Annotated in this window: 27 protein-coding genes and 4 tRNA genes; 17 read left to right on the top strand and 14 right to left on the bottom strand. The window is 66.7% G+C overall.

All coding sequences use genetic code 11. The features are described 5' to 3' along the window. Positions 1-207 precede the first annotated feature (207 nt). Both QX204_RS33305 and QX204_RS33300 read left to right on the top strand, forming a co-directional pair. Positions 208-1,341, top strand: coding sequence for a DNA cytosine methyltransferase (locus QX204_RS33305; protein WP_301908199.1), 1,134 nt, complete (start codon positions 208-210; stop codon positions 1,339-1,341). Between the two features lie 17 nt (positions 1,342-1,358). After that, complete coding sequence (locus QX204_RS33300) at positions 1,359-1,772, top strand: very short patch repair endonuclease (RefSeq protein ID WP_301908198.1); 414 nt, start codon at positions 1,359-1,361, stop codon at positions 1,770-1,772. 19 nt (positions 1,773-1,791) lie between these two features. Here the strand turns inward: QX204_RS33300 and QX204_RS33295 are convergent, their stop codons facing one another. Continuing rightward, a complete protein-coding gene (locus tag QX204_RS33295; protein ID WP_255532839.1) occupies positions 1,792-1,920 on the bottom strand; it encodes a hypothetical protein in 129 nt (42 codons plus the stop codon). Positions 1,921-2,068: 148 nt separating this feature from the next. Between QX204_RS33295 and QX204_RS33290 the strand changes: the two genes are divergently transcribed. Then, on the top strand, positions 2,069-2,749 hold the full coding sequence (locus QX204_RS33290) for a DUF998 domain-containing protein (RefSeq protein ID WP_301904421.1): 681 nt from the start codon (positions 2,069-2,071) through the stop codon (positions 2,747-2,749). Here QX204_RS33290 and QX204_RS33285 read toward each other — a convergent pair. After that, a complete protein-coding gene (locus QX204_RS33285; protein WP_301904420.1) occupies positions 2,742-4,319 on the bottom strand; it encodes an esterase-like activity of phytase family protein in 1,578 nt (525 codons plus the stop codon). The genes QX204_RS33290 and QX204_RS33285 overlap by 8 nt on opposite strands. Positions 4,320-4,404: 85 nt before the next feature. On the opposite strand from QX204_RS33285, the gene QX204_RS33280 reads away from it, so the two are divergent. Together QX204_RS33280 and QX204_RS33275 are read left to right on the top strand one after the other, a co-directional pair. Continuing rightward, positions 4,405-4,800, top strand: coding sequence for a Rid family hydrolase (locus QX204_RS33280; RefSeq protein ID WP_301904418.1), 396 nt, complete (start codon positions 4,405-4,407; stop codon positions 4,798-4,800). 145 nt (positions 4,801-4,945) lie between these two features. After that, complete coding sequence (locus tag QX204_RS33275; RefSeq protein ID WP_301904416.1) at positions 4,946-5,671, top strand: maleylpyruvate isomerase family mycothiol-dependent enzyme; 726 nt, start codon at positions 4,946-4,948, stop codon at positions 5,669-5,671. 160 nt (positions 5,672-5,831) lie between these two features. Here QX204_RS33275 and QX204_RS33270 read toward each other — a convergent pair whose 3' ends face one another. The 5 genes from QX204_RS33270 to QX204_RS33250 all read right to left on the bottom strand — a co-directional run bounded on the left by QX204_RS33270 (position 5,832) and on the right by QX204_RS33250 (position 7,575). Further along, positions 5,832-6,263 carry a hypothetical protein gene (locus QX204_RS33270; protein ID WP_301904415.1) on the bottom strand — a complete coding sequence of 144 codons (432 nt, stop codon included), beginning with the start codon at positions 6,261-6,263 and terminating at the stop codon, positions 5,832-5,834. 46 nt (positions 6,264-6,309) lie between these two features. After that, positions 6,310-6,406: transfer RNA gene (locus QX204_RS33265), tRNA-OTHER, on the bottom strand. Positions 6,407-6,562: 156 nt separating this feature from the next. Further along, positions 6,563-6,635: transfer RNA gene (locus QX204_RS33260), tRNA-Arg, on the bottom strand. 40 nt (positions 6,636-6,675) lie between these two features. Continuing rightward, a tRNA-Ser gene (locus QX204_RS33255) sits at positions 6,676-6,765 on the bottom strand. A 93-nt stretch (positions 6,766-6,858) separates the two neighbouring features. Continuing rightward, a complete protein-coding gene (locus QX204_RS33250) occupies positions 6,859-7,575 on the bottom strand; it encodes a dienelactone hydrolase family protein (protein ID WP_301904414.1) in 717 nt (238 codons plus the stop codon). Positions 7,576-7,664: 89 nt separating this feature from the next. On the opposite strand from QX204_RS33250, the gene hisC reads away from it, so the two are divergent. The 4 genes from hisC to QX204_RS33230 all read left to right on the top strand — a co-directional run bounded on the left by hisC (position 7,665) and on the right by QX204_RS33230 (position 11,261). Then, on the top strand, positions 7,665-8,741 hold the full coding sequence (gene hisC / locus QX204_RS33245) for a histidinol-phosphate transaminase (protein ID WP_301904413.1): 1,077 nt from the start codon (positions 7,665-7,667) through the stop codon (positions 8,739-8,741). Between the two features lie 319 nt (positions 8,742-9,060). After that, entirely contained in the window at positions 9,061-10,167 is a 1,107-nt protein-coding gene (locus QX204_RS33240) for a nitric oxide synthase oxygenase (protein ID WP_301904412.1), read from the top strand. 170 nt (positions 10,168-10,337) lie between these two features. Further along, positions 10,338-10,739 carry a PRC-barrel domain-containing protein gene (locus QX204_RS33235; protein ID WP_301904411.1) on the top strand — a complete coding sequence of 134 codons (402 nt, stop codon included), beginning with the start codon at positions 10,338-10,340 and terminating at the stop codon, positions 10,737-10,739. Positions 10,740-10,892: 153 nt separating this feature from the next. Next, positions 10,893-11,261, top strand: a complete 369-nt coding sequence (locus QX204_RS33230; RefSeq protein WP_301904410.1) for a nuclear transport factor 2 family protein — start codon at positions 10,893-10,895, stop codon at positions 11,259-11,261. On the opposite strand, the gene QX204_RS33225 is transcribed toward QX204_RS33230, so the two are convergent. Continuing rightward, the gene (locus tag QX204_RS33225; RefSeq protein ID WP_301904409.1) at positions 11,262-12,116 is read right to left on the bottom strand and encodes an SDR family oxidoreductase; all 855 of its coding nucleotides are present in this window, start codon (positions 12,114-12,116) and stop codon (positions 11,262-11,264) included. It abuts the gene before it with no gap. Positions 12,117-12,178: 62 nt separating this feature from the next. Here QX204_RS33225 and QX204_RS33220 point away from each other — a divergent pair, with 62 nt between their 5' ends. Continuing rightward, positions 12,179-12,589: a winged helix-turn-helix transcriptional regulator gene (locus QX204_RS33220; RefSeq protein WP_301904408.1), complete on the top strand. Its 411-nt coding sequence runs from the start codon at positions 12,179-12,181 to the stop codon at positions 12,587-12,589. Between the two features lie 346 nt (positions 12,590-12,935). On the opposite strand, the gene QX204_RS33215 is transcribed toward QX204_RS33220, so the two are convergent. Next, the gene (locus tag QX204_RS33215; RefSeq protein WP_301904407.1) at positions 12,936-13,625 is read right to left on the bottom strand and encodes a YdcF family protein; all 690 of its coding nucleotides are present in this window, start codon (positions 13,623-13,625) and stop codon (positions 12,936-12,938) included. Between the two features lie 81 nt (positions 13,626-13,706). Further along, a tRNA-Ser gene (locus QX204_RS33210) sits at positions 13,707-13,794 on the bottom strand. Between the two features lie 83 nt (positions 13,795-13,877). On the opposite strand from QX204_RS33210, the gene QX204_RS33205 reads away from it, so the two are divergent. Continuing rightward, a complete protein-coding gene (locus QX204_RS33205; protein ID WP_301904406.1) occupies positions 13,878-14,861 on the top strand; it encodes an NAD(P)H-quinone oxidoreductase in 984 nt (327 codons plus the stop codon). Positions 14,862-14,890: 29 nt separating this feature from the next. On the opposite strand, the gene QX204_RS33200 is transcribed toward QX204_RS33205, so the two are convergent. Next, positions 14,891-16,093 carry a cysteine desulfurase-like protein gene (locus tag QX204_RS33200; RefSeq protein WP_301904405.1) on the bottom strand — a complete coding sequence of 401 codons (1,203 nt, stop codon included), beginning with the start codon at positions 16,091-16,093 and terminating at the stop codon, positions 14,891-14,893. 86 nt (positions 16,094-16,179) lie between these two features. Between QX204_RS33200 and QX204_RS33195 the strand changes: the two genes are divergently transcribed. The 6 genes from QX204_RS33195 (at position 16,180) to rsgA (ending at position 21,761) form a co-directional block, all read left to right on the top strand. After that, the gene (locus QX204_RS33195; protein WP_301904404.1) at positions 16,180-16,758 is read left to right on the top strand and encodes a bacterial proteasome activator family protein; all 579 of its coding nucleotides are present in this window, start codon (positions 16,180-16,182) and stop codon (positions 16,756-16,758) included. A 311-nt stretch (positions 16,759-17,069) separates the two neighbouring features. Continuing rightward, a complete protein-coding gene (locus QX204_RS33190) occupies positions 17,070-17,897 on the top strand; it encodes a galactan export ABC transporter permease subunit Wzm/RfbD (protein WP_301908197.1) in 828 nt (275 codons plus the stop codon). 12 nt (positions 17,898-17,909) lie between these two features. Next, the gene (locus QX204_RS33185; RefSeq protein ID WP_301904403.1) at positions 17,910-18,752 is read left to right on the top strand and encodes a galactan export ABC transporter ATP-binding subunit Wzt/RfbE; all 843 of its coding nucleotides are present in this window, start codon (positions 17,910-17,912) and stop codon (positions 18,750-18,752) included. Continuing rightward, positions 18,749-19,843, top strand: coding sequence for a galactofuranosyltransferase GlfT1 (locus QX204_RS33180; RefSeq protein ID WP_301904402.1), 1,095 nt, complete (start codon positions 18,749-18,751; stop codon positions 19,841-19,843). The genes QX204_RS33185 and QX204_RS33180 overlap by 4 nt, the downstream gene beginning before the upstream one ends. Before the next feature lie 64 nt (positions 19,844-19,907). Continuing rightward, positions 19,908-20,444 (top strand): hypothetical protein, encoded by a 537-nt coding sequence (locus QX204_RS33175; protein ID WP_301904401.1) that lies wholly within the window; start codon positions 19,908-19,910, stop codon positions 20,442-20,444. Between the two features lie 285 nt (positions 20,445-20,729). Continuing rightward, entirely contained in the window at positions 20,730-21,761 is a 1,032-nt protein-coding gene (rsgA, locus tag QX204_RS33170) for a ribosome small subunit-dependent GTPase A (RefSeq protein WP_301904400.1), read from the top strand. 46 nt (positions 21,762-21,807) lie between these two features. On the opposite strand, the gene QX204_RS33165 is transcribed toward rsgA, so the two are convergent. The 3 genes from QX204_RS33165 to QX204_RS33155 all read right to left on the bottom strand — a co-directional run bounded on the left by QX204_RS33165 (position 21,808) and on the right by QX204_RS33155 (position 25,285). Further along, positions 21,808-22,725 carry a GNAT family N-acetyltransferase gene (locus QX204_RS33165; protein WP_301904399.1) on the bottom strand — a complete coding sequence of 306 codons (918 nt, stop codon included), beginning with the start codon at positions 22,723-22,725 and terminating at the stop codon, positions 21,808-21,810. Positions 22,726-22,728: 3 nt separating this feature from the next. After that, positions 22,729-24,627, bottom strand: a complete 1,899-nt coding sequence (locus tag QX204_RS33160) for a glycosyltransferase (protein WP_301904398.1) — start codon at positions 24,625-24,627, stop codon at positions 22,729-22,731. Between the two features lie 109 nt (positions 24,628-24,736). After that, positions 24,737-25,285, bottom strand: coding sequence for a GtrA family protein (locus QX204_RS33155; RefSeq protein WP_301904397.1), 549 nt, complete (start codon positions 25,283-25,285; stop codon positions 24,737-24,739). Positions 25,286-25,343 lie beyond the last annotated feature (58 nt).

Genomic DNA, 25,343 nt, shown 5'->3' with positions numbered 1-25,343 from the left:
CGACCTCGTACCGCCACCGAGCCGGAGCTCACCGTCCAGCTGACGAACCACTCCGCCTTCTCGGACGCTCGTTCGCGGTCGGCTCGCTGTTCAGCGGCCCGATACAATGCGGCGCAGGCGCGAAGATCGGCCGCCGAACAGCGGGCCGATCGGGGCCGCGAACTCGAGCGCGGCCGCGCTCCGAAGACACAGGGGTCGTTGATGCGGATGGTCGGGTTGTTCGCCGGGATCGGCGGGCTCGAACTCGGTCTGAGCAGGCACGGCTGGACCTCGGAGCTGCTGTGCGAGATCGACCCCGGCGCCCAGGGCGTCCTTTCCGCTCGATTCCCCGATACCGACCTGCACGGTGACATCACCCGACTGCGTTCACTACCCGCGGGCACCGAGCTCGTCGCGGCCGGTTTCCCCTGCCAGGACCTGTCACAGGCCGGGCGAACGGCGGGCATCACCGGCCGTCGATCCGGCCTGGTCGACGAGGTGTTCCGGCTGGTTCGCAGGCAACGTGGGCCGCGCTGGTTGTTGATCGAGAATGTCCCGTTCATGCTGCAGCTCAGTCGTGGTGCGGCGATGCGCCACATCACCGCCGCGCTGGAGGAACTCGGGTACGCCTGGGCATACCGGGTCGTCGACGGCCGCGCGTTCGGCCTGCCGCAGCGGCGTCAGCGCGTGCTGATGCTGGCTTCGCGCACCGAGGACCCCCGTCAGGTGCTGTTCGGCGACGACGCGGGCCCCCGCGACTACGGCGACCCGGAACGCGATCCGTGCGGCTTCTACTGGACCGAAGGTGTGCGTGGCCTCGGCTGGGTGGTGAACGCCGTGCCCACCCTCAAGGGTGGCTCCGGGCTCGGCATCGCCAGTCCGCCCGCGGTCCGGCTGCCCGCGGGCGAGATCGTGACGCCGGGCATCGTCGACGGTGAACGATTACAGGGCTTCGACGCAGACTGGACCGCCCCCGCCCTCGACGTTCCCGGCGTGCGCCACGGTCATCGCTGGAAATTGGTGGGCAACGCCGTGAGCGTGCGGATGGCGAACTGGGTCGGTGAACGCCTGGCCGCACCGTCGGATCCGCTGACCCTGGGAGAACCGATCGCCGCGGGCCAACCATGGCCGAGCGCGGCCTGGGGTCACGCGGGCGTCGTGCACCGCGTTCCCCTCTCGACCTGGCCGGTCCACGAGCCCTACGAGGACCTGAAGAACTTCCTCACCGAACCGCGTCTGCTCTCTCCCCGCGCGACGGCGGGATTCCTGCGTCGCACCGAGATGGGAAACCTGCGCTTTCCGCCCGGATTCCTCGACGATGTCCGCGACCACCTCGACCGCATGGGCGGCTGGGCGGCATGAGCGCGCGGCGGGCCTCGCTGCCACCGACCGACGCGGCGACGAGCGCACGCATGTCCAAACAGCGACGCGCGAACACCGCGCCGGAGCTGGCCCTACGCCGCGAATTACACCGCGCGGGCCTGCGGTACTTCATCGACCGCCCGCCCATCAAAGGGCAGCGGCGTCGCGCGGATGTGGTGTTTCCCCGGCTGCGCATCGCCGTGTACGTCGACGGATGTTTCTGGCATCGCTGCCCTGCTCACGCGACCGATCCGAAGAACAACGCGCAGTGGTGGGCCGACAAGTTGGCAGGCAATGTCGCCCGCGATCGGGCCACCGATGCCGCGTTGACGGAGGCGGGCTGGCGGGTAGTGCGGGTCTGGGAGCACGAGGATCCGCATACGGCAGCGGAGCGGATCACCGAACTGGTGGAGCGATCAAAGCCCAGCTGAACTGCGAATATTATGGTTTTCAGCGACGACGCGGAGTGCTTTCGGCGCGAACCCGCACCCGTGCGCGCGACGCATCCGCCGCTACGAAGCCGGACACGGCCAGTGCCAGGATCGTGGCGAAACTTGCCAGCGCGATCACGTAGCTCATCGAGGACCTCTCCGTTGGTTACCAACCACCCTGCACGGTGAACCTGACAGCAACCTGTGTGCGTGCCTGTGCTGCTCGATGAAACCACGTCCGCGCTCTCGACGCGCCTGATCGGGGCGGGGTGGGCCGGACACGCACAATGGTCGGTGTGACCGAATCCGCACGGCACACCCGTGGCTATTCGTTGCTGATCGCCCTCGCGATCGCGGTCGCGGGCCTGTGCTATTCGTCCTGGCTGCTGGAATTCGTGCTGCCGATCGACACCGACCCGGTCAACGACTTCCTCAGCGAACTCGATGCCGAGGGCAAGCCGTACCGCGAGGTGTTCGGCACCGCCGACAAAGTGGTCGGCCTGTTGCTGATCCCGGCGGCGCTGGGTGGGCTGCTCGTCTTCCGGCGCCGCCGGCTGACCACGATCGGCTGGACAGCCCTGCTCTGCTTCGGCGCGTCCACGATCGCCGACGCCCTGCTCCCGCTGCACGACTGCGCCCCGGGTGACAGCTCGTGCGGCGGCGACAGCGGCCTGTTCCCGCAACTGCACCAACCACACGCCCTGACGAGCACCCTGGCCGTCACCTCGATCGCGGTGGCGGCGTTCGCGTTCAGCGCCGCCGCCTACCGCTACCACCGGTGGCGGATCTTGCGTGAGTTCGGCGTCGCCGTGCTGATCCTCGGGTCGGCGGCGACCATCTGGATGATGGTCGCCGACAACCTGTCCGGCTCCTACGCACTCGGCATCGCCCAGCGAATCCAGGTCGGCACCATGTCACTGTGGCTGCTCGCCCTGGCCACCGCGGTCCTCCTCGAAGCCCGCGAGTGGACTACTTGACGGTGATCTTCACCGTGTAGCCGTCGAGCTTCGCGGGCAGCTTGGTGGTGTCGACCGCGAGCACCTCGCCGGTGTCCTGCACGCCGTTGGGCAACGTCTTGGGCTTCAAGCCGAACGGGGGCTGTTCGCCCTGGCTAGCGGCAAGGCCGAAGTCGCTGTCGTTGGCGATGTAGATGGTCTTGCCACCGTCGAGCGTGGCGATGCCCTCGATCTTGTCGTGACCGAAGAACCGGCCCTTCTCGTCGAGCGCGGCGACCAGCGCGGAGAGGTCCAGATTGCTCTTCTTCGCGACGGGGGTGACGCCCACTTTGGTGAGCGCGGCGACGGCATCAGCGGTCGAGGTGACGCCGATCAGCGTCTCCAGGGGCTTGCCGTCGATCAGCAGGCCGCCCTTCTCTGCGTCATAGGTCGCGCCGGGCACCGCGGCCTGCGGGCCGACATCGGTGGCACCCGCGATGTCGATGGTCCAGATCTTCTTGTTCGACTCGGGTGCGAGGTTGCCGTCGCGCTCGTCGACGAGGAAGGTGGTGGCGCTCAGCGCGGTGATCTCCGAGACCGCGACCTTGGACTGCTTCGGATTTTCCAGCGGGTACAGGAATTCCCTCTGCGCCTTGGTCTTCAGGTCCACTGTCACGATGCGCGCGAACGGCACCTCTTTGGCCGAACCGCTCAGCCCGGGGGTGTTGAGCGCGCTCTGCACCATTCCGACCAGGGTGCTGCCGTCGGGGGTGATGGTCAGCCCCTCCATGCCCTGGTTGGGTGTGCGCAGCGCGATCTCTTTCGGCAGGCCGCTGCCTGGGGCGAGCCGCTCGATCTCGGTGCCCCCTGCATCGAAGTGCACCAGGAACGGCCCGTATTCGTCGGAGATCCAGAAGGTGCCGTCGGCCAGTGCGACCAGACCTTCGGGGTCGATACCGTGATCGGTGGGCGGCAGGACATTGCCCTGGAGGTCCTTGATGGTCTCGCCGGTGGTGGCCGAGATGTCCACCTGGCCGTTGAAAGGTACACCCGACTTACTGCGCAGCTCGATGCTCGACTGCAGCACAGCCCTGTTGTCGACCAGCTTGAACCGGCCGATCTTGGGCACGAAACTCGGGGTCGGCGAAAGCTTTTCGTTCTTGGCCGGACCGTCGACGTTCGGGCCGCGGTCGGTGAGTCCGTAGAACTCGTCGGCGCTACCCGGCACCGGAGTCCAGGCCGACCCGAATCCACTGCCCTGCACCGTGGAACCGCCGAATTCACCGAGCACCGGAATGTCGGTGGTGTAGAGGCGAACCGCGTCGGTGGTGGTGACCGTGAACTGGTCGAGACCGATGTAGCCGGCACTCGGGGTGTAGACGTAAGCACCGTCGGCCCGACGGGTGACGTTGCCGTGCTCGGGCTCGAGGCTGACCCCGAGCACCGCGCTCGTCCCGGCCTCGGCGACCATGTCGTCGAGCGAGATCACCAGCGGCTGGTCCTTGCCCGCGGTGAAGCCGGCATCGGGATCCGGCGCGCAGCCCGCCACAACGGCGGCAGCGCACAGAGCGGCGGTAAGGGGAAGGAGGCGTAGACCTGGACGTGCGTTCACCTGGCATGCATACCGTCGCGAGCCGACCAGTAGACGACCGGCAAATGAATTGTCCTCCACCCCTCGGTGGACCATTCTGGCAATCATGACCACAACTCGGGTGAACATTTCCTCAGCCTCCGATTTCGAAGATGTCGTCGGGTATTCGCGGGCGGTACGGGTCGGCAACCAGGTCGTCGTCAGTGGCACCACGGCCGCCGTTGCCGGTGGTGGCACGGTCGGCGGCGACGACATCGGGGCGCAGACCCGTGAGGTCTTGGCCCGCATCGCCGCAGCCCTCGAGCAGGCCGGGGCGAGTGTGCGCGATGTGGTGCGCACCCGCATGTTCGTCACCGATATCGCCCGCTGGCCCGAGGTCGCGGCCGCTCATGCCGAGGTGTTCGGCACGATCCGCCCCGCGGCCTCCATGTACGAGGTCACCGCGTTGATCGCGCCCGGACTGCTGGTCGAGATCGAGGCGGACGCGATCATCGCTGACTGAATCGTCACACGGGCCGACTCCGGCCTTCCGGCGCCGACGGCCTGAAACCGCCTGGTTATCCACAGGCTCAGAGTTATCCACAGGGCAGTTTCGACGCCGTCGTTATCGCCTGTGCGCCGGAGACCTGACCACTACTCTCGAATTTGTGACCAGCGAAACGGCTACTCCCACCGACCTGCTCGTTCAGCTCGCCGCCTCCACCGCGCGCATCGACGTCGCGATCGGCGCGCTCACCGATGCGGCCCTGGCCGAACCGTCCCTATTACCGGGGTGGACCCGCGGTCACGTGCTCGCCCACCTGTCACGCAATGCCGACAGCCTGCTGAACCTGCTGCTGTGGGCTCACACCGGTATCGAGATGCCGCAGTATCCGAACGTCGCCGTCCGCGATGCCGACATCGAGGCGGGCGCACCCCGCCCGCTGATCGTGCAGCACGCGGACTTCACCGCCACCGCGCACCGCTGGCAGGCTGTCGCCACCACCATGCCCGCCGCCGACTGGCAGGCCGAGGTCCGCAATCGCCAGGGTGGCACCCTCACCGCCGACCAGATCCCCTGGATGCGCCTGCGCGAGACCGAAATCCACCACGTGGACCTCGACATCGGCTACACCCCCGCCGACTGGCCAGCCCCCTTCGTCGCCCGCCTGCTCCCCGAAACCATCACCGACCTCTCGGCCAACCTCCTCCCCGAGGCCACCCCCACCTTCGACATCCAGTCCACCGACACAGATTTCATCGCCACCGTAGGCCCGGGCCGCCCCCACCACACCGTCCTCGGCCCCGCCTGGGCCCTCCTGGGGTGGCTCGTCGGCCGAACCTCCGGCAGCAATCTCACCGGCCCCCTGCCGCCGCTACCGGCCTGGAAGTAGCCCGCACCGACGAAAGCGCCTACACCCCAACAGAGTCCCGGTAGCGACCAACCATGCCGACCATCACGCAAAAAACGGTGCGCCCAAAGAGATTCCAACCCCAAAGCCCTTAATTGTTCTGTTGCTCTGAGATTGTCCGCTGACCCAGTGGGCGGCTTGCTCACATGAGGATCAGCGCGATGTATGCCGCGATCATGATGACGACGAACACCATGGCGACGTAGCTGAGCACCGCACCGGGCGCGGGCTGACGCTCGGCGGCCAGCGCACCCTTCATGAAGATCTGCGCCGGCGCGGTGTAGTGCACCTCGGTGGTGTGCCCGGGAAAGACCTGAACCTGGGCGAAGTTGCCACCGTAGGCCATCCCCCACTGCGTCGCGTCGACTGCCACCGTGTGCACACCGGGCGGTCCGGGAACGAAGTTGGCACCCCACTTGGTGTTCGGGATCGGATAGCCGTTGACCGCGACCTTCGTGCCGATACCGAAGGCGATCGGCATCTTCCACGTGTGGACGACGATGCCGGTCTCCCCCGGCACCGCACGGAACTGTTGCTGCGCCGGAACGGCGGGCCCGGGTACGACACCGGTCATGAGATTTCCCCTCGAGCTGAGCGTCGGGCCTCGAGCCCGGCATTTGCGGAGACGGAGGGGTTCGAACCCCCGATGGTTTTACCCATGCTCGCTTTCGACTCGACTGGCGACCGTCCGCCGGGAGTCTACTGACGTCCGTACCCCTACGCGAAGTGCTGAAATCCTTCCGTGGGGGGTCGGATCATGGGCAGCCAGTGAACGCACTGCACGGTGTCGCGAAGGTGAGTGGATCTGGCGAGATGTCCCCGAAACGTAGAACCGCCCCTCACCAGTAAGTCCTGGTGAGGGGCGGTTCTTTGTGCGCCCGAAGGGATTCGAACCCCTAACCTCTTGATCCGTAGTCAAGTGCTCTATCCGTTGAGCTACGGGCGCATGGTCGTGCATCTTCAGTTGTTACCCAGCGAACTGGGTGTGGCGGAGGCGAGAGGATTTGAACCTCCGGTCCCCGTGAAGGGACAACTCATTAGCAGTGAGTCCCATTCGGCCGCTCTGGCACGCCTCCTGGAGCCTTCTCTTTCGAGGGCACCGGTCCTTGTCGAACCGCCGGGAATGAAGATTACACGAGCAGTCGTAGTAGTCCAAAACGCCTGGTCAATCAGCGTAAGTTGCTGTCGAACCAGTCGTAGATACGGGTCTGGGAATCGACGCGAATGGCGGCGGCCGCCTCGTCCTCCGGGTCGGGGCGATCGGCGCGGTGACTCAGGCCGGGATAGCTGATAGTGAGACTGGCCACATCCGCCTTGGCCGTGGCCTCGCGCAGGCGGTCGACCGCCTCGGGTGGGGTGGCCGGGTCGTCGGCGCCGAAGAGACCGAGCCAGGGGGCTTGGAGGTCGGCGGCGACATCGACCAGGGCGGCGTTCTGATCGGTGAGCGGTTCGGTGATGCCGGGGGCGGACACGCTCACCGCGGCGCCGATCGGACGGGTGGCGGCGACGAGGAAGGCGGCGGTGCCCGCGCTGTCGAAGCCGAGGACGCCGATTGTGTCGGGGAAGACTCCGCGTCCGGTGAGCCAGTCGAAGCCGGCATCGAAGTCGTCGAAGAGCTCCTCGCCGAACACCTCGCGTACGAGCGGGTCGGCGATGCGGTCGAACAGATGCGGCGCGACGACGATCCAGCCCTCGGCGGACAACGCGCGCATCAGGTCGAGCAGCTGGGAGGAGAATTCACGGGATTCGTGCAGGACAACGATGCCGCCGCGGGCCACTCGTTCGGGCTCGACCACCGTGATCGGCACGGCAGTGCGTCTCGTGACGGTGTCCGTGTCGACATCCACCGGCCGCAAGGGGGCGACATCGTCGTAAGTGCCCGGCATAAACCCAGCGTAGGCGGCAGAACTGGACTTGGGTAGGCCTAAAAGGCCGCGCCGCATGTCGCGGCGGCCGATCATCGTAGGGTGGAGGCGTGACCGCGCACATCCGTCCCGACCTCGCCACCATCCCGGCCTACGTTCCCGGCCGTAACCACCCTGATGCGGTGAAGCTCGCGTCCAACGAGACCACGTTCGGTCCGTTGCCGAGCGCTACGAAGGCGATCGCGGAGTCCGCCGAGCAGGCCAACCGCTACCCGGACAATCAGGTCAGTGAGCTGCGGGCGGCGCTGGCCGAGTTCCTCGGCGTCACCGTTGCCCATGTCGCGGTCGGCTGCGGCAGTGTGGCGCTGTGCCAGGAACTCGTGCAGATCACCTGCGACGCGCCCACCGACGAAGTGGTGTTCGCGTGGCGCTCGTTCGAGGCTTATCCGATCGTCACGCAGGTGGGCAACGCGACCGCGGTGCAGGTGCCGCTCGCCCCCGGCTACCTGCACGATCTGGACGCGATGGCCGACGCGGTCACCGAGCGCACCAAGCTGATCTTCGTCTGCAACCCGAACAACCCCACCGGCACCGCCCACGGGCGCGCCGAGCTGGAACGGTTCCTCGATCGAGTGCCCCCGCACGTTCTCGTCGTCCTCGACGAGGCCTACTACGAGTACCTGCGACTGACCCCGCAGACTCGTCCCGACGGCGTCGAGATCGGTCGCACCAGGCCGAATGTCGTTGTACTGCGCACTTTCTCGAAGGCCTACGGTCTGGCCGGGTTGCGCGTGGGCTACGCGGTGGGCGATCCCGAGGTGATCGCCGCGCTGCTGAAGGTGCATATCCCGTTCAGCGTGAACCGGATCGCGCAGGTCGCCGCGATCGCCTCGTTGCAGGCGCGCGGAGAGTTGCTCGATCGCACGGATGTGCTGGTGGCACAACGGCATCGACTCCGTGACGCGTTGCTGGCCGCGGGCTACGAAGTGCCGCCGAGCGAGGCCAATTTCGTGTGGTTGCCCCTGGGCGAGCGCAGTATCGAGTTCGCCGAGGCGAGTGCCCTTGCGGGAGTGCTGGTTCGGCCGTTCGCCGGTGACGGCGTGCGGGTGACGGTCGGCGATCCGCACGAGAACGAGCAGTTCCTCGAATTCGCCACCGCACCCGAAACGGCGGCCCGATTCCGTTAGTTCGGGACAGGGTCAGCATCCCTTGACGCTGATTTGCGGTGAGATTACCGCGAATTCGAGCACACTGCCAGCACACCGGTCGTAGGCTGGCTCGAAGCTGATTTCGGTGTTCGAACAGGATGAATATGCATGCGGCGACGACTGACCGATTACCTGGTCGGCGCGCGCCACCGGTCGAGTGAATGTGTTCTCGGCGGGCAATCTTCCCGCGACGGAGGGTGCGCCCGCACGGCCCCGCACCCTGCTGCCCGACCGGAGATGTACCGTGAACCAGAGCTCTCGCCCCGCCGTCTGCGAAAACCCAACCACTACAGCCATATTGGCAGCGGAGGTCGCGGTTACCGCACCGCCGCCGATCGAGCTGGATCGCCGTTTACGCGACTGCGACGAGTTCTTCCGCTACCCCGAACTCGGGCATCTGCCCACCCAGCGTCGCCTCGGCGCGCTCGCCGAATTGCGTGATACCGGCACCTACACACAGACCGCCGAAGAGATTCTGATCGGCGCGAAATTGGCGTGGCGCAACCACGCTCGCTGTGTGGGACGCAAACATTGGCGATCGCTGAAACTACTCGATGCCCGTCTGGTTACTTCTGCACGAGAACTTTCCGAAGTGTGCTGGCAGCATTTGCGTCTGGCGACCAATGGCGGCGCGATTCAATCGATGATCACGGTCGGCCCGGCTGCCGTACCCGGCCGTGGCGCATACCGGATCGAGAGTTCGCAGCTGATCCGCTACGCCGGCTACCCGAACGGCGACGGCACCGTCACCGGCGATCCGGCCAATATCGCGGCCACCGAGCAGGCGATGGAGCTGGGCTGGCGCGGGGAGCGCACGCCGTTCGACGTGCTGCCGGTGCTGATCAGCACGCCTACCGAGGACGTGCAGTATTTCGACGTTCCGCGCGAACTGGTCCGCGAGGTCGACCTGATCCATCCCGACTACCCGTGGTTCGCCGCGCTGGGCCTGAAATGGCATGCGCTGCCCGCTGTTTCGAACATGGATCTGGATGTGGGCGGGGTTTGCTACCCCTTCGCCCCCTTCAACGGCTGGTATGTCGGCACCGAGATCGGCGCACGCAATCTCAGCGACGCCGATCGCTACAACATGCTGCCGCTGATTGCCGACATGATGGGTCTCGACACGTCATCGGTGCGGACGCTGTGGCGGGACAAAGCGCTGATCGAGCTCAATCATGCGGTGCTACACAGCTTTCGCGCGTCCGGTGTACACATGGTCGACCATCACACCGTGGCCAAGCAGTTCTGCGATCATGTGCAGCGCGAGGAAGCCGCCGGGCGCGCGTGCCCGACCGACTGGAGTTGGGTCAATCCGCCCATCTCCTCCGGGCTCACGCCCACCTTCCATCGGTACTACGACGCACCCGATCTGGACATTCGACCGAATTTCGTCCGTCGGGATTGATCTACGGCGGGCTGTTTGGCCCGTGCGCGGCCGGGTAATCGCTGACACGTAGCCGAGCCCGGTCGTGCCGGGCACTGCGGACCTACTGATCACCCAACAACCCAGCGGGACCGACGAACGGACCTCACCTGTCCGCGTTCGGTCTCCGCGTCAGGTAGGAGGGAGTCATCATGAACGAGGCAACCCTGGAATCGCTGATCGGCGCCACCGTCTATGACGATCACGGCGACAAGATCGGCAAGGTCAAGCAGATCTACCTCGACAACAACTCCGGCTCGCCGACCTGGGCCGCTGTCTCGACCGGCCTGTTCAGCCACGACTCGCTGGTACCGCTGGCAGGCGCGGAACATCAGGCCGACGACTCTCTGAAACTGCACGTTGCCAAGGAGCAGGTGAAGTCCGCGCCGCACCTCGATGAAGGCGGCCGGATCAGCGCGCAGTCCGAGCAGGAGCTGTTCGAGCACTATCACGTGGATCCACGGACCGCGGGGTGGAATACCTACGGTCGCCGGGAGATCCACCCCGGTGACGAGACGCCGATGACCCACGGCGACAGCCGCGAGGCGCCCTAGCCCCACCGCACGCCGTTCGGTCAGTCGAACCAGCCGCCCACCATCGACGGTGGGCGGCTGGGCGGGTTTCGCCTGGTCGCGAGCGAGCGTAGGGTTCTCGTACGGGCCGAATCGCCCTGGTCCGGCTCGTTTCGACGAGCGAGGGAGACCCCGATGAGCACCGCGTCCAGCTCAGGATTCGATGCCGATGCACTGCGCCGCGGAATCGAAAGCCGCGATGCCGCGACACTGCTGACGCTCTACAGCGACGATGCCGAGATCCGCATAATCGATCACCGCGACCAACCCAGCCATCCCCGGGTGATGCACGGTCGCTCGGCGATCAGCGAGATGTTCGACGACGTGTGCGCCAGGGAGATGACCCACTCCCTCGACAGCGTCCTGATCGACGGCGACCACCTCGCCTTCGTGGAATCGTGCCGCTACCCGGACGGCACCCGCGTCCTGTCGCATTCGATGGCCGACCTGCGCGACGGCCGCATCGTCGACCAGACCTCGATCCAGGCGTGGGACGAAGGGTAGTCAGCGAAAATCAGCGACGTGGTCGGCTGCCCACCGACGGTAGCCGCGGGCCGACGATCCGGTGACTTCGCGCACCGACGTGGTCGCGGTGCCCGGTGTGTCGACGTAGCCGGCGAGCCCGCTCAGCACTACGCGGGCGATGTCGGGCGGAAGCCAACTCATCTGCGCCACCGCCGCTTCGGGGCCGATCTCCTCCCAGACCAGCGCGCGTCCGAGTGCGGCACCGATGGCTTCGACCTGGTCGATCCGACTCAGCGGAGCCGGGCCGGTCAGGACGTACTTCACCCCGGCGTGGCCGTCGGTGGTCAGTGCGCGCACGGCGACCGCCGCGATATCCGCCTCGTGCACCAGGGCCACCGAGGCGGAACCGTACGCGCCGCGCACTACGTTGCCCGCGCGGATCTGCGGTGCCCATTCGAGTGTGTTCGTGGCGAATCCGCCGGGGCGCAGGAAGGTCCATTCCAGGGCGGATTCGGTGATCGGCTGCTCGATGAGTGCGTGTGCCCGGCCGATCGGATGGTCCTGCTCATCCAGATCGTCGCGGACCGCGCCGGAGGAGAGCAGGACGATGCGACGCGCGTGTGCGGCGACGCGGGCGACCACCTGCTCCGCGATCTCCGCCGACAACATCGGCCAGGTCAGGTAGACCGCGTCGATGCCATCGAGTGCGCCGTCCAAGGTGTCGGGGGCGGTCAGATCTCCTTGCACCACCTCGATATTCGGGGGCAGCGACGCCGCGCGTGGATCGCGAGCCAACGCCCGCACCGGTGTCCCGCCCGCGGCGAGCTGGGCCGCCACCTGACCGCCGACGTGACCGGTCGCCCCGATCACCAGAACCTTGCCGATATCTGCCATGGGCCAACCGTACGAAGGGGACTTACTTCTGGAAAAAACATACCCATAAGTAAGCTTATGACATGACGGTAGGAGTCCCGCACAGCGAGCAGACCCTCGCCGGACGACGTGACGTATTCGACAAGGATTGCCCGGCCCGCACCATCCTCGACAAGGTCACCAGCCGCTGGGGCGTCCTGATCCTGGCGGCGCTCCGCGACGGCCCGATGCGGTACCACGTCCTGCGCGACCGAATCGGCGGCATCAGCGAGAAGATGCTGTCGCAGAACCTGCGCACCTTCACCGAATACGGCCTGACCGAACGCACAGTCGAACCCACTGTGCCGCCACGGGTTTCCTACGCGCTGACACCGATGGGTCACGAGGTAGCCGACAAGCTCCATGGCCTGTTGGAGTGGGTGAGCATCCGCGCGGAGGAGATCGTGGCGATCGCGTACGAGGCGGATGGCGACGGCAGTATGCGCGAGTTGTGACCACTGCGGGGCACCTTCAGGAGTGGTTGCCGCTACGAGTAGTGGTCACAGTCGGCATGCAGCGGCGGGATGTAGGCCGTTGCGAGGCAGACCCGGCACGTGTGCGTTCGATGGTGACCACCGATCCGGAGACAGGGCACCGCACCGATCAGCACCTGGCCGGGGCCGAGCCGATGACCGTTCGGACAGTAGCGGGGAGCCGGTTCCGTCCAGCGCCCATTGCGCAGATAGAGCCGGATCGATTCGCACATACGTTCGATTATCTACCGAACTCTCCACGGATGCGATCCGGCCTCGGCCGATGGGGCCGACCACGATTTCCGGCCGAACAGTAGAACGCCCTCGCCTACCGCTGATCGCGCGATCTCGCCGTCGGGAGCAGTCGAGATGTGTACCCGGCGTTGACGAGTCGGTCGTAGGCGTCCTTCACGGCAGTTGGAACATCTTGCGCGATAGCCCAACCGCGCTCGGGGTACAGCCAGATGCGCTGGGTGTCGCCGACCAGCATGTCGATGACCCGATCGGCATCGCCGATAGCGGCGATGTAGTCGTCGAGTTCGAGTGGGAGAGACGAGCAGATGACCTCGACCTCCGGCCAGTTCTTGCGAAAGATGGCGTAGCTACGTCGCTGCTGGTACGGCCTCGAGATGAGGGTTGCGCTTCGGATCGAGTCGGCCAATCCGTGATCCGCGAGCACGGCGCGGGTGAAATCGATGTTCTCGCTGGTGTTCTCGGCCTTTGGTTCGAGAAGGATCGCCTCGGCGGGCACTCCTCGCTCGATGGCGTGTTCCCTGTAGTGCACGGCTTCGCCCCGTGGGAATCGATCGACTGTTGTCGGGGCGTTCGCGCCGGTGAACACGATGAGCGGGAACATGCCTGCCCGATAGAGCTGTGCGGTTTGGGTGGCAACGCCGAGATCATGGCTGCCGAGACCGATGCCGACGTCGGTCGGTCGGATGTCATGGTCGAGTCGGTTGTAGTGCCACAGCGTCTCGACATCGGGGCGAACCGCGGCGGGACAGGAAGACGTCGGCATCGGCAGCGCCTCTCAGTCGGGCAGCAACGCGGTGCGACAGACCGTGACCCGCCGCAAGTTCACTGGCTGACCTGCGGTTTTTGGCGGAGACGGAGGGATTTGAACCCCCGATGGTTTTACCCATGCTCGCTTTCAAGGCGAGTGCATTCGGCCGCTCTGCCACGTCTCCCTGCCCTGGATCGTAGCTGATCGGCAGATCAGCGGCGGCGTGGGTTGTGGTTCCGTGGCGTCGGCGGAGGCAGGATTGCACCCATGTATGCGATTGGACTGAACGGGTTCGGCGGGCCGGAAGTCATGGAGTGGACCGTGGCGGTCGATCCCGAGCCGGGGCCCGGTGAGGTGCTGGTGGAAGTTGCTGCGGCGGGGGTCAATCGGGCGGATGTGATGCAGCGGAGGGGGTTCTATCCCCCGCCTGCCGACGCCAGTTCGATACTCGGGTTGGAGTGTTCGGGGACGATCGTGAAGTTGGGGGCGGGGGTCGCGGACTGGCAGGTCGGGGATCGGGTGTGCGCGTTGCTGGCGGGAGGTGGGTACGCGCAGTTGGTGGCGGTGCCGGTGACGCAGCTGTTGCCGATTCCGGAGGGGATGGACGCGATCGCGGCCGCGGGATTGCCGGAGGTGGCGGCGACGGTCTGGTCGAATCTGGTGATGACGGCGGGTGTGCGGTCGGGGCAGCTGGTGTTGATTCACGGTGGCGGCGGCGGGATCGGGACACACGCGATCCAGGTGATGCGAGGGCTCGGGGCGCGGGTGGCGGTGACGGCCGGGTCGACCGAGAAGCTGACCAAGTGCGCCGAACTGGGGGCGGAGATCTTGATCAACTATCGGACCGAGGACTTCGTCGCGGTGCTCGCCGAACAGGGCGGCGCCGACGTGATCCTCGACAACATGGGCGCGGTCTACCTGCAACGCAATGTGGAAGCGCTGGCCCCGCACGGACAGCTGGTGGTGATCGGCATGCAGGGCGGCACCACCGGCGAGCTGAATGTCGCCACGCTGCTGCGCAAGTGGGGCTCGGTGCACGCGACGAATGTGCGCAGCCGTCCACGCGTGGGTCCGGGCAGCAAGGCCGAGATCATCGCGGCGGTCCGCGCCCAGCTGTGGCCGCTGGTCGTGGCGGGCGAGATCGTTCCGGTGATCTCCACCGAACTGCCGGTCACCGAGGCCGCCCGCGCGCACGAGATGCTCGACGAGTCACAGACCTTCGGCAAGGTGATCCTGCGCGTCGGCGACTGAGAGTCACGCCGAACGCACGGACGCGCGGGTTATTCGAGGGCGCTGAGGGCGCGACCGAGCTGGTCGATCTCGTGGCGGGTCGTATAGGGCGCCAGACCGATCGTCACGGCACCGCCCTCATCGTTCACGCCGAGCGCGTCGAGCAGTCGACTCCCGCCGTGTACCCCGCTGACCGTGCCGATCCTGGCATCGGCCAGCTTGGCCGCCACCTTCTCCGCCTGCATCCCGGCCATCGTGAAACTGACCGTCGGGATGCGGGTGGAGGCACGGCCGATCACGGTGAGGTTGTCGACCTTCTCCAGTACCTGCATGAGATGGTCGAAGAGCTGGTCGTGATAGTCCTGCAGCGAGGTGATCGACATCTCGAGGCGTTCGCGGCGGGTGCCGGTGGCGCGTTCGTCGAGTTTGGCGAGGAAGTCGATCGATTCGGTGAGCCCGGCCAGCAGGGCGTACTGATGTCCGCCCACTTCGAGGCGTTCAGCACCCTTGGCATAGGGGTTGAGCGACATCGAGGGAATGCGGTCGAGGAACGCGGGGTCGCGGAAAACCAGCGCGCCCACCTGCGGGCCGCCCCAGGACGGAGCGCTCAGCGCGACCACGTCGGCGTTGAGGTCGTCGATGTCGATCAGCGCGTAGGGCGCGGCGCCGAACGCGTCGGCCACCAGCAGACCGCCCACGTCGTGCACCCGATCCGCCGCCACCCGGACGCCGGGCGCCGAACCCACGATCGGCGATGCGGCGGTGAGCGCGACCAGGCGCGCGGTGGGGCCGATCAGCTCCTCGAACTGCCACGACGGCATCTCACAGGTCTCGATCTCCACCTCGGCCCAGCGCACATGCGCGCCGTACCGGTTGGCGATGCGCAGCCACGGGGCGACGTTGGCCTCGTCGTCCAAGCGGGAGAGCACGATGCCGGTACCGAGGCCGAGGCGTGAGCTCAGTGATTCGGCCAACCAGGCCAGCAGTACCGCACGATCAGGGCCGAGCACGACGCCGGCCGGATCTCCGCCGACCAGATCGGCGACCGCTTCCCTGGCGGCGTCGAGGATCGCGCCGCTGCGCGATGCCGCACCGTGGCGGCCGATATGGGAAAACGAGGAGGTACGGAAACCCGTTGAGACGGCGCGAGATACCGAATCGGGAACCAGCATTCCCGCCTGCGGGTCCAGATGGATCCAGCCGTCGCCCAGGGACGGTATCAGGCCCCGAACCCTCGCGACGTCATAAGTCATGGTGGCCACTTTAAGGGCAGGGGGCCTGTCGGTGTAACCGCGTAGGGGTTTTAGCGCGAAGCCGGCGCACACGCAATGATGGGTATATGACGCACTCGGAGGATGTTCCCGAATCCATCGTCGTGATCGGTCCCGACGGCCGTCCGCTGACCGTGCCCGCCGACGCCGACGGCGCGTCCGCGTTCACCGCACAGGTCGTGCCCGACGACGAGAAGGCCGCGAGCGAGTCGGCCGAGTCGCTGACCGACATGGTCGAGCAGCCCGCCAAGGTGATGCGTATCGGCACGATGATCAAGCAGCTGCTCGAAGAGGTTCGCGCCGCGCCGCTCGACGACGCAAGCCGCTCGCGCCTCAAGGAGATCCACAAGTCCTCGGTCCGCGAACTCGAACAGGGACTCGCCCCGGAACTCCGCGAGGAACTCGAACGCCTCACCCTCCCCTTCACCGACGACTCGGTGCCGTCGGACGCGGAACTGCGCATCGCCCAGGCTCAGCTCGTCGGCTGGCTGGAGGGCCTGTTCCACGGCATCCAGACCGCGTTGTTCGCCCAGCAGATGGCCGCCCGCGCCCAGCTCGAGCAGATGCGCCAGGGCGCGCTGCCGCCGGGAATGCACGTGGCCGACGCCAAAGCAGGCGGCCATGTGGGCGGCGGTCAGTACCTGTAAACCCCCGAGTCCCTTGTTCGCGGCCCGCCTCGATCTGGACTGAGTGGAGGGTGCGACGAAGGAGTACCCGGAGGGAGGGAAGATCGAGGCCCCCCGGGGCCGCGAACACCCGGCGCCAGCCGCAAAACAACACTGTAAGGTCGGGGACCGTGCCCGCCGCTGCCGCTCGTCCCGATTCGGTCTCCGATCGCAGTGACGTGCGTACCGAAGAGAGCCCCGTGCATCCCCAAGACACCCCCACCGAGGCAGAGCTGGCCGAAGCCGCTGCTGCCGAGCACACCGCTGACGCGCCGCTGCTGGTGAAGACGCCGATGGTGTCGGATTCGCAGACCTTCGGACGTGCGTTCAAAGACATGCGGGACGGCCTACATCAGCGCGAGCTATGGCTGTCGCTGGGCTGGCAGGACATCAAGCAGCGCTACCGCCGTTCGGTGCTCGGTCCGTTCTGGATCACCATCGCGACCGGTTTGCAGGCGCTGGCGATGGGTCTGCTGTATTCGACGCTGCTGGATCAGCCGATCAGCGAGTACCTGCCGTATGTGACGGTCGGTCTGATCGTGTGGAACGTCATCAGTGCCTCGATTCTCGAGGGTTCCGATGTGTTCATCGCCAATGAGGGACTGATCAAACAGTTGCCCTCTGCGCTGAGCGTGCATGTCTATCGCCTGGTCTGGCGCCAGTTCTTGTTCTTCATCCACAATGCGGCGATCTACGCGCTGCTGGTGGTGGCGTTTTCGATCTGGCGCGATCTGGACTGGTCGTTCCTGCTGGTGATCCCCGCGATCCTGCTGCTGTTCCTCAACGCCATGTGGGTGACGATCGTCTTCGGCATCTTCTCCACCCGCTACCGCGATATCGCCCCGATCCTCGGTTCGATGACGCTGATGCTGTTCGTGCTGACCCCGGTGATGTGGTCGACGAAGGCGCTGGAGAACTCGGTCGGCGGGGCCGGCGACCGCGCCAAGCTCCTCGAGATCATCCCCACCTATCACTACCTGGAGATCGTGCGCGCTCCCCTGCTCGGCGAACCGTCGCAGTGGCATCACTGGGCGGTCGTCTGCGCGTTCACCGTCGCCGGCTGGGCCGTCGCGGTCCTGGCGCTCAAGCAGTACCGTGCCCGCGTCCCGTACTGGGTTTAGGAGCAGTTCTCGATGAGCCGTGTGAGTATCGAAACCCATGAGGCGTGGGTCGAGTTCCCGATCTTCGACGCCAAGTCGCGGTCGCTGAAGAAGGCGTTCCTCGGCAAGGCGGGCGGCGCGATCGGGCGCAACAGCTCCGATGTGGTGGTGGTCGAGGCGCTGCGCGACATCAATCTCTCGCTCAAAGAAGGCGACCGGGTGGGCCTGGTCGGCCACAACGGCGCGGGCAAGTCGACGCTGCTGCGCCTGCTGTCGGGCATCTACGAACCCTCGCGCGGCAGTGCGCGCATCCGCGGCCGGGTGGCCCCGGTGTTCGACCTCGGCGTCGGCATGGACCCGGAGATCTCCGGCTACGAGAACATCATCATCCGTGGCCTGTTCCTCGGCCAGACGCGCAAGCAGATGATGGCCAAGATCGACGAGATCGCCGACTTCACCGAGCTGGGCGAATACCTGTCGATGCCGCTGCGCACCTACTCCACCGGCATGCGGGTGCGGCTGGCGATGGGTGTGGTCACCTCGATCGACCCCGAGATCCTGCTGCTCGACGAGGGCATCGGCGCGGTCGACGCGGAGTTCATGAAGAAGGCGCGCACGCGGCTGCAGTCGCTGGTCGCGCGTTCGGGCATCCTCGTGTTCGCCAGCCACTCCAACGAATTCCTCGCCCAGCTCTGCGATACCGCGATGTGGATCGACCACGGTCAGATCCGCGAACAGGGCGGGATCGAGGATGTTGTGCGAGCGTATGAAGGGCCCGAGGCGGGTAATCACGTGGCACAGGTGCTGCGCGATCTGGAGACCGAGGGCGCCGGCGGCGCGGCGGGCGAGAAGAAGTTGGAGCAGAATCAGGTATGAGCGGTCAACGTGACGAGGCTGCCCCGGCTGCCGTGCCGGGTGGGTTCAGCATGACCGACCGACTAGAGGCGACTCCGGCACCCGTCGAACCCGCCGCTGTGCTGCCCGATGAGCTGGAGCCCGCGCAACCCGTTGTGCTGGCCGACGACGCCGAGCTGCCGGTCGGCGCGGAACCCGCCGACATCACGACCGACACCGGTCCGACCGCGCGGATCATCGCGGTGGTCGTCACTCACAAGCGCCGCGAGCTGCTCGCCGAATCGCTGAAAGTGCTCGCCTCGCAGTCCCGTCCGGTCGACCATCTGATCGTCGTCGACAACGCCAACGAGGACGCGGTGGCCGAGCTGGTCGCGCAGCAGCCGATCGAGGCCACCTACCTGGGCTCACGCCACAACCTCGGCGGCGCGGGCGGTTTCGCGCTCGGCATGCTGCACGCGCTCACCCAGGGCGCGGACTGGGTATGGCTGGCCGACGACGACGGCCGCCCCGACGGCCCCGAAGTGCTCGCGAAACTGATCGACTGCGCGCGCAGGCACAACCTGGTCGAGGTGTCGCCGGTGGTCTGCGATATCGACGAACCCGATCGTCTCGCGTTCCCGCTGCGCCGTGGCGTGGTGTGGCGGCGGCTGCGGTCGGAGCTCGGCGACGAGGACTTCCTGCCCGGCATCGCGTCGCTGTTCAACGGCGCGCTGATCTCGGCGAAGGCCGTGGATCTGATCGGTGTGCCCGACCTGCGCCTGTTCGTGCGTGGCGACGAGGTGGAGGTGCATCGCCGGCTCGTGCGCTCCGGGCTGCCGTTCGGCACCTGTCTGCAAACCGCCTACCTGCATCCCAACGGCGCCGAGGAGTTCAAGCCGATCCTGGGCGGGCGGATGCACACCCAGTACCCGGACGACCCGGTGAAGCGCTACTTCACCTACCGCAATCGCGGCTACCTGATGTCGCAGCCCGGTATGCGCAAGCTGCTGCCGCAGGAGTGGATCCGTTTCTCCTGGTTCTTCCTGGTGACCCGCCGCGATCCGGCGGGGCTCAAGGAGTGGTTCCGGCTGCGCTCGCTGGGCCGCAACGAGCACTTCGGTAAACCCGACTAGCCCCTGAAACTAGGGGGTAGTTCCCTCTGGCAACAATCGGCGGTTCGGTCTTACTATGCGAAACGTGACCTTCGCAAAGAGTTTTGCCTCCGCCGCGGCGACCGTGCTCGCCGGCGCCGCGCTCTGTCTCGCCGCGCCCGGCACCGCCCGAGCGGACGACGTCTGCCAGCTCGGCTGGTCCAATGTCGGCCCGCGCTCCTGCGTGATGAACGAAGTCAGGACCGCGCCGGTGGCTACCCTGGGCAACGGCGTCTGCGTCGGCATCCTGAACGTGGCGGGCACCGCGTTCGACGGACCGCTCAATTCTCCGAGCGTGGCGCCCGGCGCCACCCACAGCATCGCCTTGCGCGTCTCGCAGGGCTTCTCCCCACTCGGCAACTGGGCACCCACCGTGCTGGCATGCGACGTGAACGTTGTCGTCGACTGGAAGAACCTGGACAACGGCGCCACCGGCTCGGTGACCCGCTTCATCCCGGCTACCAGCACCAGCACCTACCCGGTCCAGGACGTGATCGCGAACACCGGCCGCGGTCGAGTCCAGGTCACGGTCCGCACCGACAAGCCCAACATCCCCCAGTCGACCGATGTCTTCGTGCCGTAGCCACGAACGCCTACCCGCAGGACAGGGGCGGGTCGCGCAACAGCGCGAGTGCGCCCATGTGACGACAGCGCGAGACCGCGCACGGAAAATGAGTTGCCGGGTGTCGGCGTGGTCGGGCACAGTGGTGTTCGAACGTTGGAGAGGAGGTGGATGTCCGTGAGTACACACGTGTGGATTGCCGTGGCCGGGCGGCGCGATTGTGCGCCCGCCCAGGTTGCTCCGGACATCACCTCTACTCGCTGAACCCCTCGTTCGGGTTCGGCACCCGACGAAGGATTACTCACGATGGTCGACTACGACCTGCTCGTCCCTTACGGCTGGACCGAAACCGTAGCTTCTGAATATCTCCCGCTCCTCGGCGATCTCGCGCCTGCCCGCATCGTTCGGATGGACCGCAGCGAATGCGATGTGGTCACCCCGCACGGCCAGGCGCGCGCCGCCTGCCCGCGTGACATCACCGGGCTGTGCACCGGCGATTGGGTCGGTCTCGACGCCGAAAACACTGTGCGACAACTGCTCCCACGGCGCTCGGCGATCATGCGATCGTCGGTGTCGGGGCGCTCGGTGGCACAGGTGCTCGCCACCAATGTGGATACCGTGCTGATCTGTTCCGCCGCCGACGGTGATGTCGACCTGGGGCGGATCGAACGGATGCTCGCGCTGGCCTGGGAGAGCAATGCCCAGCCGGTCGTCGTGCTCACCAAAGCCGATGCGGCGGCATATCTTCCGCTCGACGAGGTGCGTGCGGTCGCGCCCGGCGCGACCGTGGTGGCGGTCAGTGCCGCCGCGGCGGTCGGTCTCGATGTGCTGACCGCTGTGCTCAACGGCACCGTCGCCTTGATCGGTCCGTCCGGTGCGGGTAAATCCACCCTCGCCAACGCACTGCTGGGCGCGGAAGTGTTCGCCACCAACGCGGTTCGCGCGGTGGACGGCAAAGGCCGCCACACCACGGTGCACCGTGAGCTGCGACCACTACCCGGCGGCGGCACGCTCATCGACACTCCCGGCCTGCGTGGCATCGGCCTCTACGACGCTGCTGAAGGCATCGGCAAGACCTTCAGCGACATCGAATCCCTTTCCGCCGATTGCCGTTTCGCCGACTGCGCGCACGAGACCGAGCCGGGCTGCGCGGTACAGGCCGGACTGGCCGATGGCACCATCACCGAACGCAGGCTGACCAGCTATCGCAAACTCGCCAGAGAGAACGAGTGGATGGCGGCGCGCACCGACAAGCGCCTGGCCGCTGAACGCGAACGGGTCTGGCGCGACATCAGCAAGCAGCAGCGGAAGAACTACCGCGAACGCGGCCGCCGCTGAGCCCGAGCAGGTGATCATCAGGCACGCACAGTGCCTGATGATCACGCTAATCCTCTTCGAAGGTGACGTGGGCGCGTTGGGACGCGGTGGCCTCGACCAGATCGATCAGGTAGTCGATGGTGCCCTGGTCGGAGCCGAAGTGATTGCTGGCGTAGTAGGAGTAGTTCACCATGAGTCGGCCGTCGTCGATGGGCACCGCGAGCGCGGGACGGTTCTCCGCTCGTGACCAGCTGTGGTCGATCTCCAGCCCGCCGCCCACCGAGCGCAACTCGCTTCCGGACAGGGCCAGCGTCCAGCGGTTCTCCGGGCCGTGACCGAGGTATTCCTTGACATAGATCGTCCGGAATCGTGCGGTGACCACCCGGCCGTCGGGCAGCAGGATGAACGGGACCTCACCCTCGGCGTACAGGTGGCCGATCTCGGGATCGTCGTGGAGTTCGGTGTGCCATAGGTCGTTGAGTTGCGGCGCGGGCCAGCCTTTTTCCGCTGCCTCCGCACGCAGGGAGGACCAATGATCGGCGCGGCGCTTCTCGAAAGCGAAGTTGACGACGTGCGCGCCGATATAGCGCTCCACCGTCGTGAACACCTCGGGCGCAGCCTGATTCGGCTCACTCACAGAAACACCCGCGGCACGCGCGACCTCCTGCAATTCGGCCAGCAGGATGGCGCCCGCACCGGTGCCGCGCGCCGACTCGGTGATCAGGAATTCGGAGATCCGTAGCCCACCGGGCCCCCACTTGGCCGGCTCGTCGAGCTGGTAGGTCGCGAATCCGAGCGGTGTCTCGTCCTCGACGATCAGCAGGGGCGCGGGTCGCCAAGTGGAGTAGTCGTTCTGGGTGAGCCGCCGCGTGCGGCGCACGATGTCGGCTGGACGGTGCACCTCGAAATGCGCGTGCAACTCGGTCAGCAACCCGGCGGCCGCCTCCGCGTCAGCAGCGGAGGCGGCCCGGACGAAACGGGTCATGGATCAGCTCGGGTCGATGCCGTACAGCCGCGCCCAGTTCTCCCGGCTCGTGAGTTCCGGTACGGCCCTGCGGTATTCGGCCTGCAGCGCCGGGAGTTCCTTACGGAGCTTGCGCAGGGTGCGGTAGGCGCGAATCAGCAGTGCGCGAGCACGAGCCTTGTCCCGGCGACGCACCCGCACGCCGGACTGGGAAGCGTCGGTGACCACCACGTGCTCGAACAGACCGATGTGCCACCAGTGCGCGTCCTCGCGGGTGACGCCGATCAGACCGGGCTGGGTGCGGCCGGTCCACTGGGTGATCGCGCGCTTGATCAGCACCAGGGTGACGCGGCTCGGTTCGCCGCTGGCTCGGCGCACGGAGATGTCGGCGGAGTTCACCGGCGGGGTGGCCGCGGGGTGCTTGATGGTTTCGGGGTAGTCGTTGCGGCTGCTGCGGGCGGCGGCGAGGGCGTCGATACCGCCGTCGCGCAACGCCTTCGGGCCCTTCATAAAGTCTTCGATGCCCTGCAGGGTGGTGTGCACCAGCCCGTACTGCATGCCGACGAGGTGCTCGGCGATGTAGCGGAAGAACTCGCGTGTGATCGCCTTGCCGTCGAGATCGGTGTGCAGGGCGCCGACGATGAGCGAGTTACGGGTGGAGAAGTACCGCGCCCAGTCGTCGTAGTCCTTCCAGTAGAAGTCGGCGTGCCAGACGGCGGCGTTGGGCAGGGTGACGGTGACGAAACCGTGCTCGCGCGCCCGGATGCCGTATTCCACGTCGTCCCACTGGAAGAAGATCGGCACCGGCAGCCCGATCTTGGCGACCACCTCGGCCGGGATCAGGCAGGTCCACCAGGCGTTGTAGCCCGCGTCGACGCGACGCTCCTGGTTCTTCTTGAGCATGGAGGTGTTGCGCAGTGCCTTGGGCACCTTCTGGCCGTGCTTGAGCTCGTGCAGATGCACTTCTTCCGCGCCGACATTGAGGTAGTCGGGGTTGAGCAGGAACAGCATCTGCGCGCCGACCAGGGTCGGTTCGACGGTCAGGTTGGCGAACGCCTGTAGGCGCAGGACGGTCTCGGGCTCGCAAAGGATGTCGTCGTCCATCAGGATGACGTCGGCATGCTCGTTGGCCGCCGACACCTCGTACAGGCCACGGGTGAAGCCGCCCGCGCCGCCGAGGTTGGGCTGGCGGATGTAGCGCAGCTTGTCGCCGAAATCGGGACGGACCTGCTGGAACAGCGGGCGATCCTCGACCGGATCGGTGCCCTGGTCGACGACGTACACCGCGTCGATCGCGGCCAGTACGGTCGCGTCCGATGCCAGCGCGGCGACGGTGTGCGCGCAATCCTCGGCCCGGTTGAAGGTGCAGATCGCGATGGCGACCGGGCGGACCTTCTCGGGCGCCTGCGCGGTCCAGGCGAGCTCGGTGATGTCGAGTTCGCCCCCGACGGCATCGAACTCGAGCCACAGCGCGCCACCGTCGACGTACTGATCCAGCGGCGCGGTGAGCGAGACGTAGCCGCTGCTGGTGGCCACCAGCGAGGCGATGATGCGGCGGTGCCCGGCGATATCGGAGGCCACCAGGCGCACGTTCGCCTTGTCGCCGACAGTCAGCTGCGCACCCACCGACACCTCGGTGACGGTGGTCCAGCGCTGCCAGTAACTGGCAGCCAACCGGCCGAAGTAGGTGTTGGTGTGTGCGGTCGCGCCCTTCGGCAGGTGCAGCGAGTGCCGTTCCCGAACCGCAGCACCCCCCTTGACGACCGCGTAGAGGTCATCGCTCACCCGCGCCGACGGCCCGGTGAAGATGCCTCGGGCCAGCACGAGCCGCTCGGGCGCTGAGTGTTCACCCCGCAGCGATGCGGGCGCGGCCTCGCGCCGATCGTTCGATTCGGTCACGGCTTTGGTAGCCGACTGCTCCATGAAGTCCTCGAAATTCTCGGTATCGACTGCGCCGGCGCAGGGAGTCACGTAAAAGTGGGCGTCGCGGCGGGCGGGGCGAGGATATCAATCGCGCGCCGCCCTCGCGTGGTCAGTGAGGTGTAGCCGCACCCCGCGCGTGTTGCTCATCGCTTGCCGACGAGCCGGTGAAAACGAATTTGCTGTAGGCCCAATAGCGGAATACGACCGCCATCGTCTGGCCGACCACAGTGGCGGAAATGTTGTCCGCCAGCGGTGACGACAGATCGAGCACATATCGGGAAAACCCGAGGCAGCCGAGTTGCAGGAGGATCGCTACCACATTGACGATCGCGTACAGCAGATATTCCCGACCAGGGCTGTCGGACTTACGGTGCGAGTAGGTCCACCACTTGTTCCCGAAGTAGGTGACCACCGTCGCCACCACGATCGCGATGATCTTGGCGACCAGTGGCGAGTGATAGAGCACACCCTCGGAGAGGGAAAAACCCCCACCCCAGAACACCAACAGGTTGTAAGTCCCCGCATCGACGAGAAACCCGATCGCCCCCACAACAAGGAACGCCGCACCCTGCCGCAATCCCGCGATCACCTTCGACACGAAGGGAACAGCAGACGGTTCAACGGATTGCGACACGCCCTGACCGTAGCCAACCACCACCCCCGACCCCTAGGGAGGGGCGGCCACGCAGTGGCCGGTTCGCGGCCGGGTCGCCGGT

It is taken from the genome of Nocardia sp. PE-7, assembly GCF_030486425.1.
GTDB classification, from domain to species: domain Bacteria; phylum Actinomycetota; class Actinomycetes; order Mycobacteriales; family Mycobacteriaceae; genus Nocardia; species Nocardia salmonicida_A.
The sequence above is the reverse complement of the archived record's forward strand: the minus strand, read 5'-3'. Positions and strand labels throughout refer to the sequence as shown.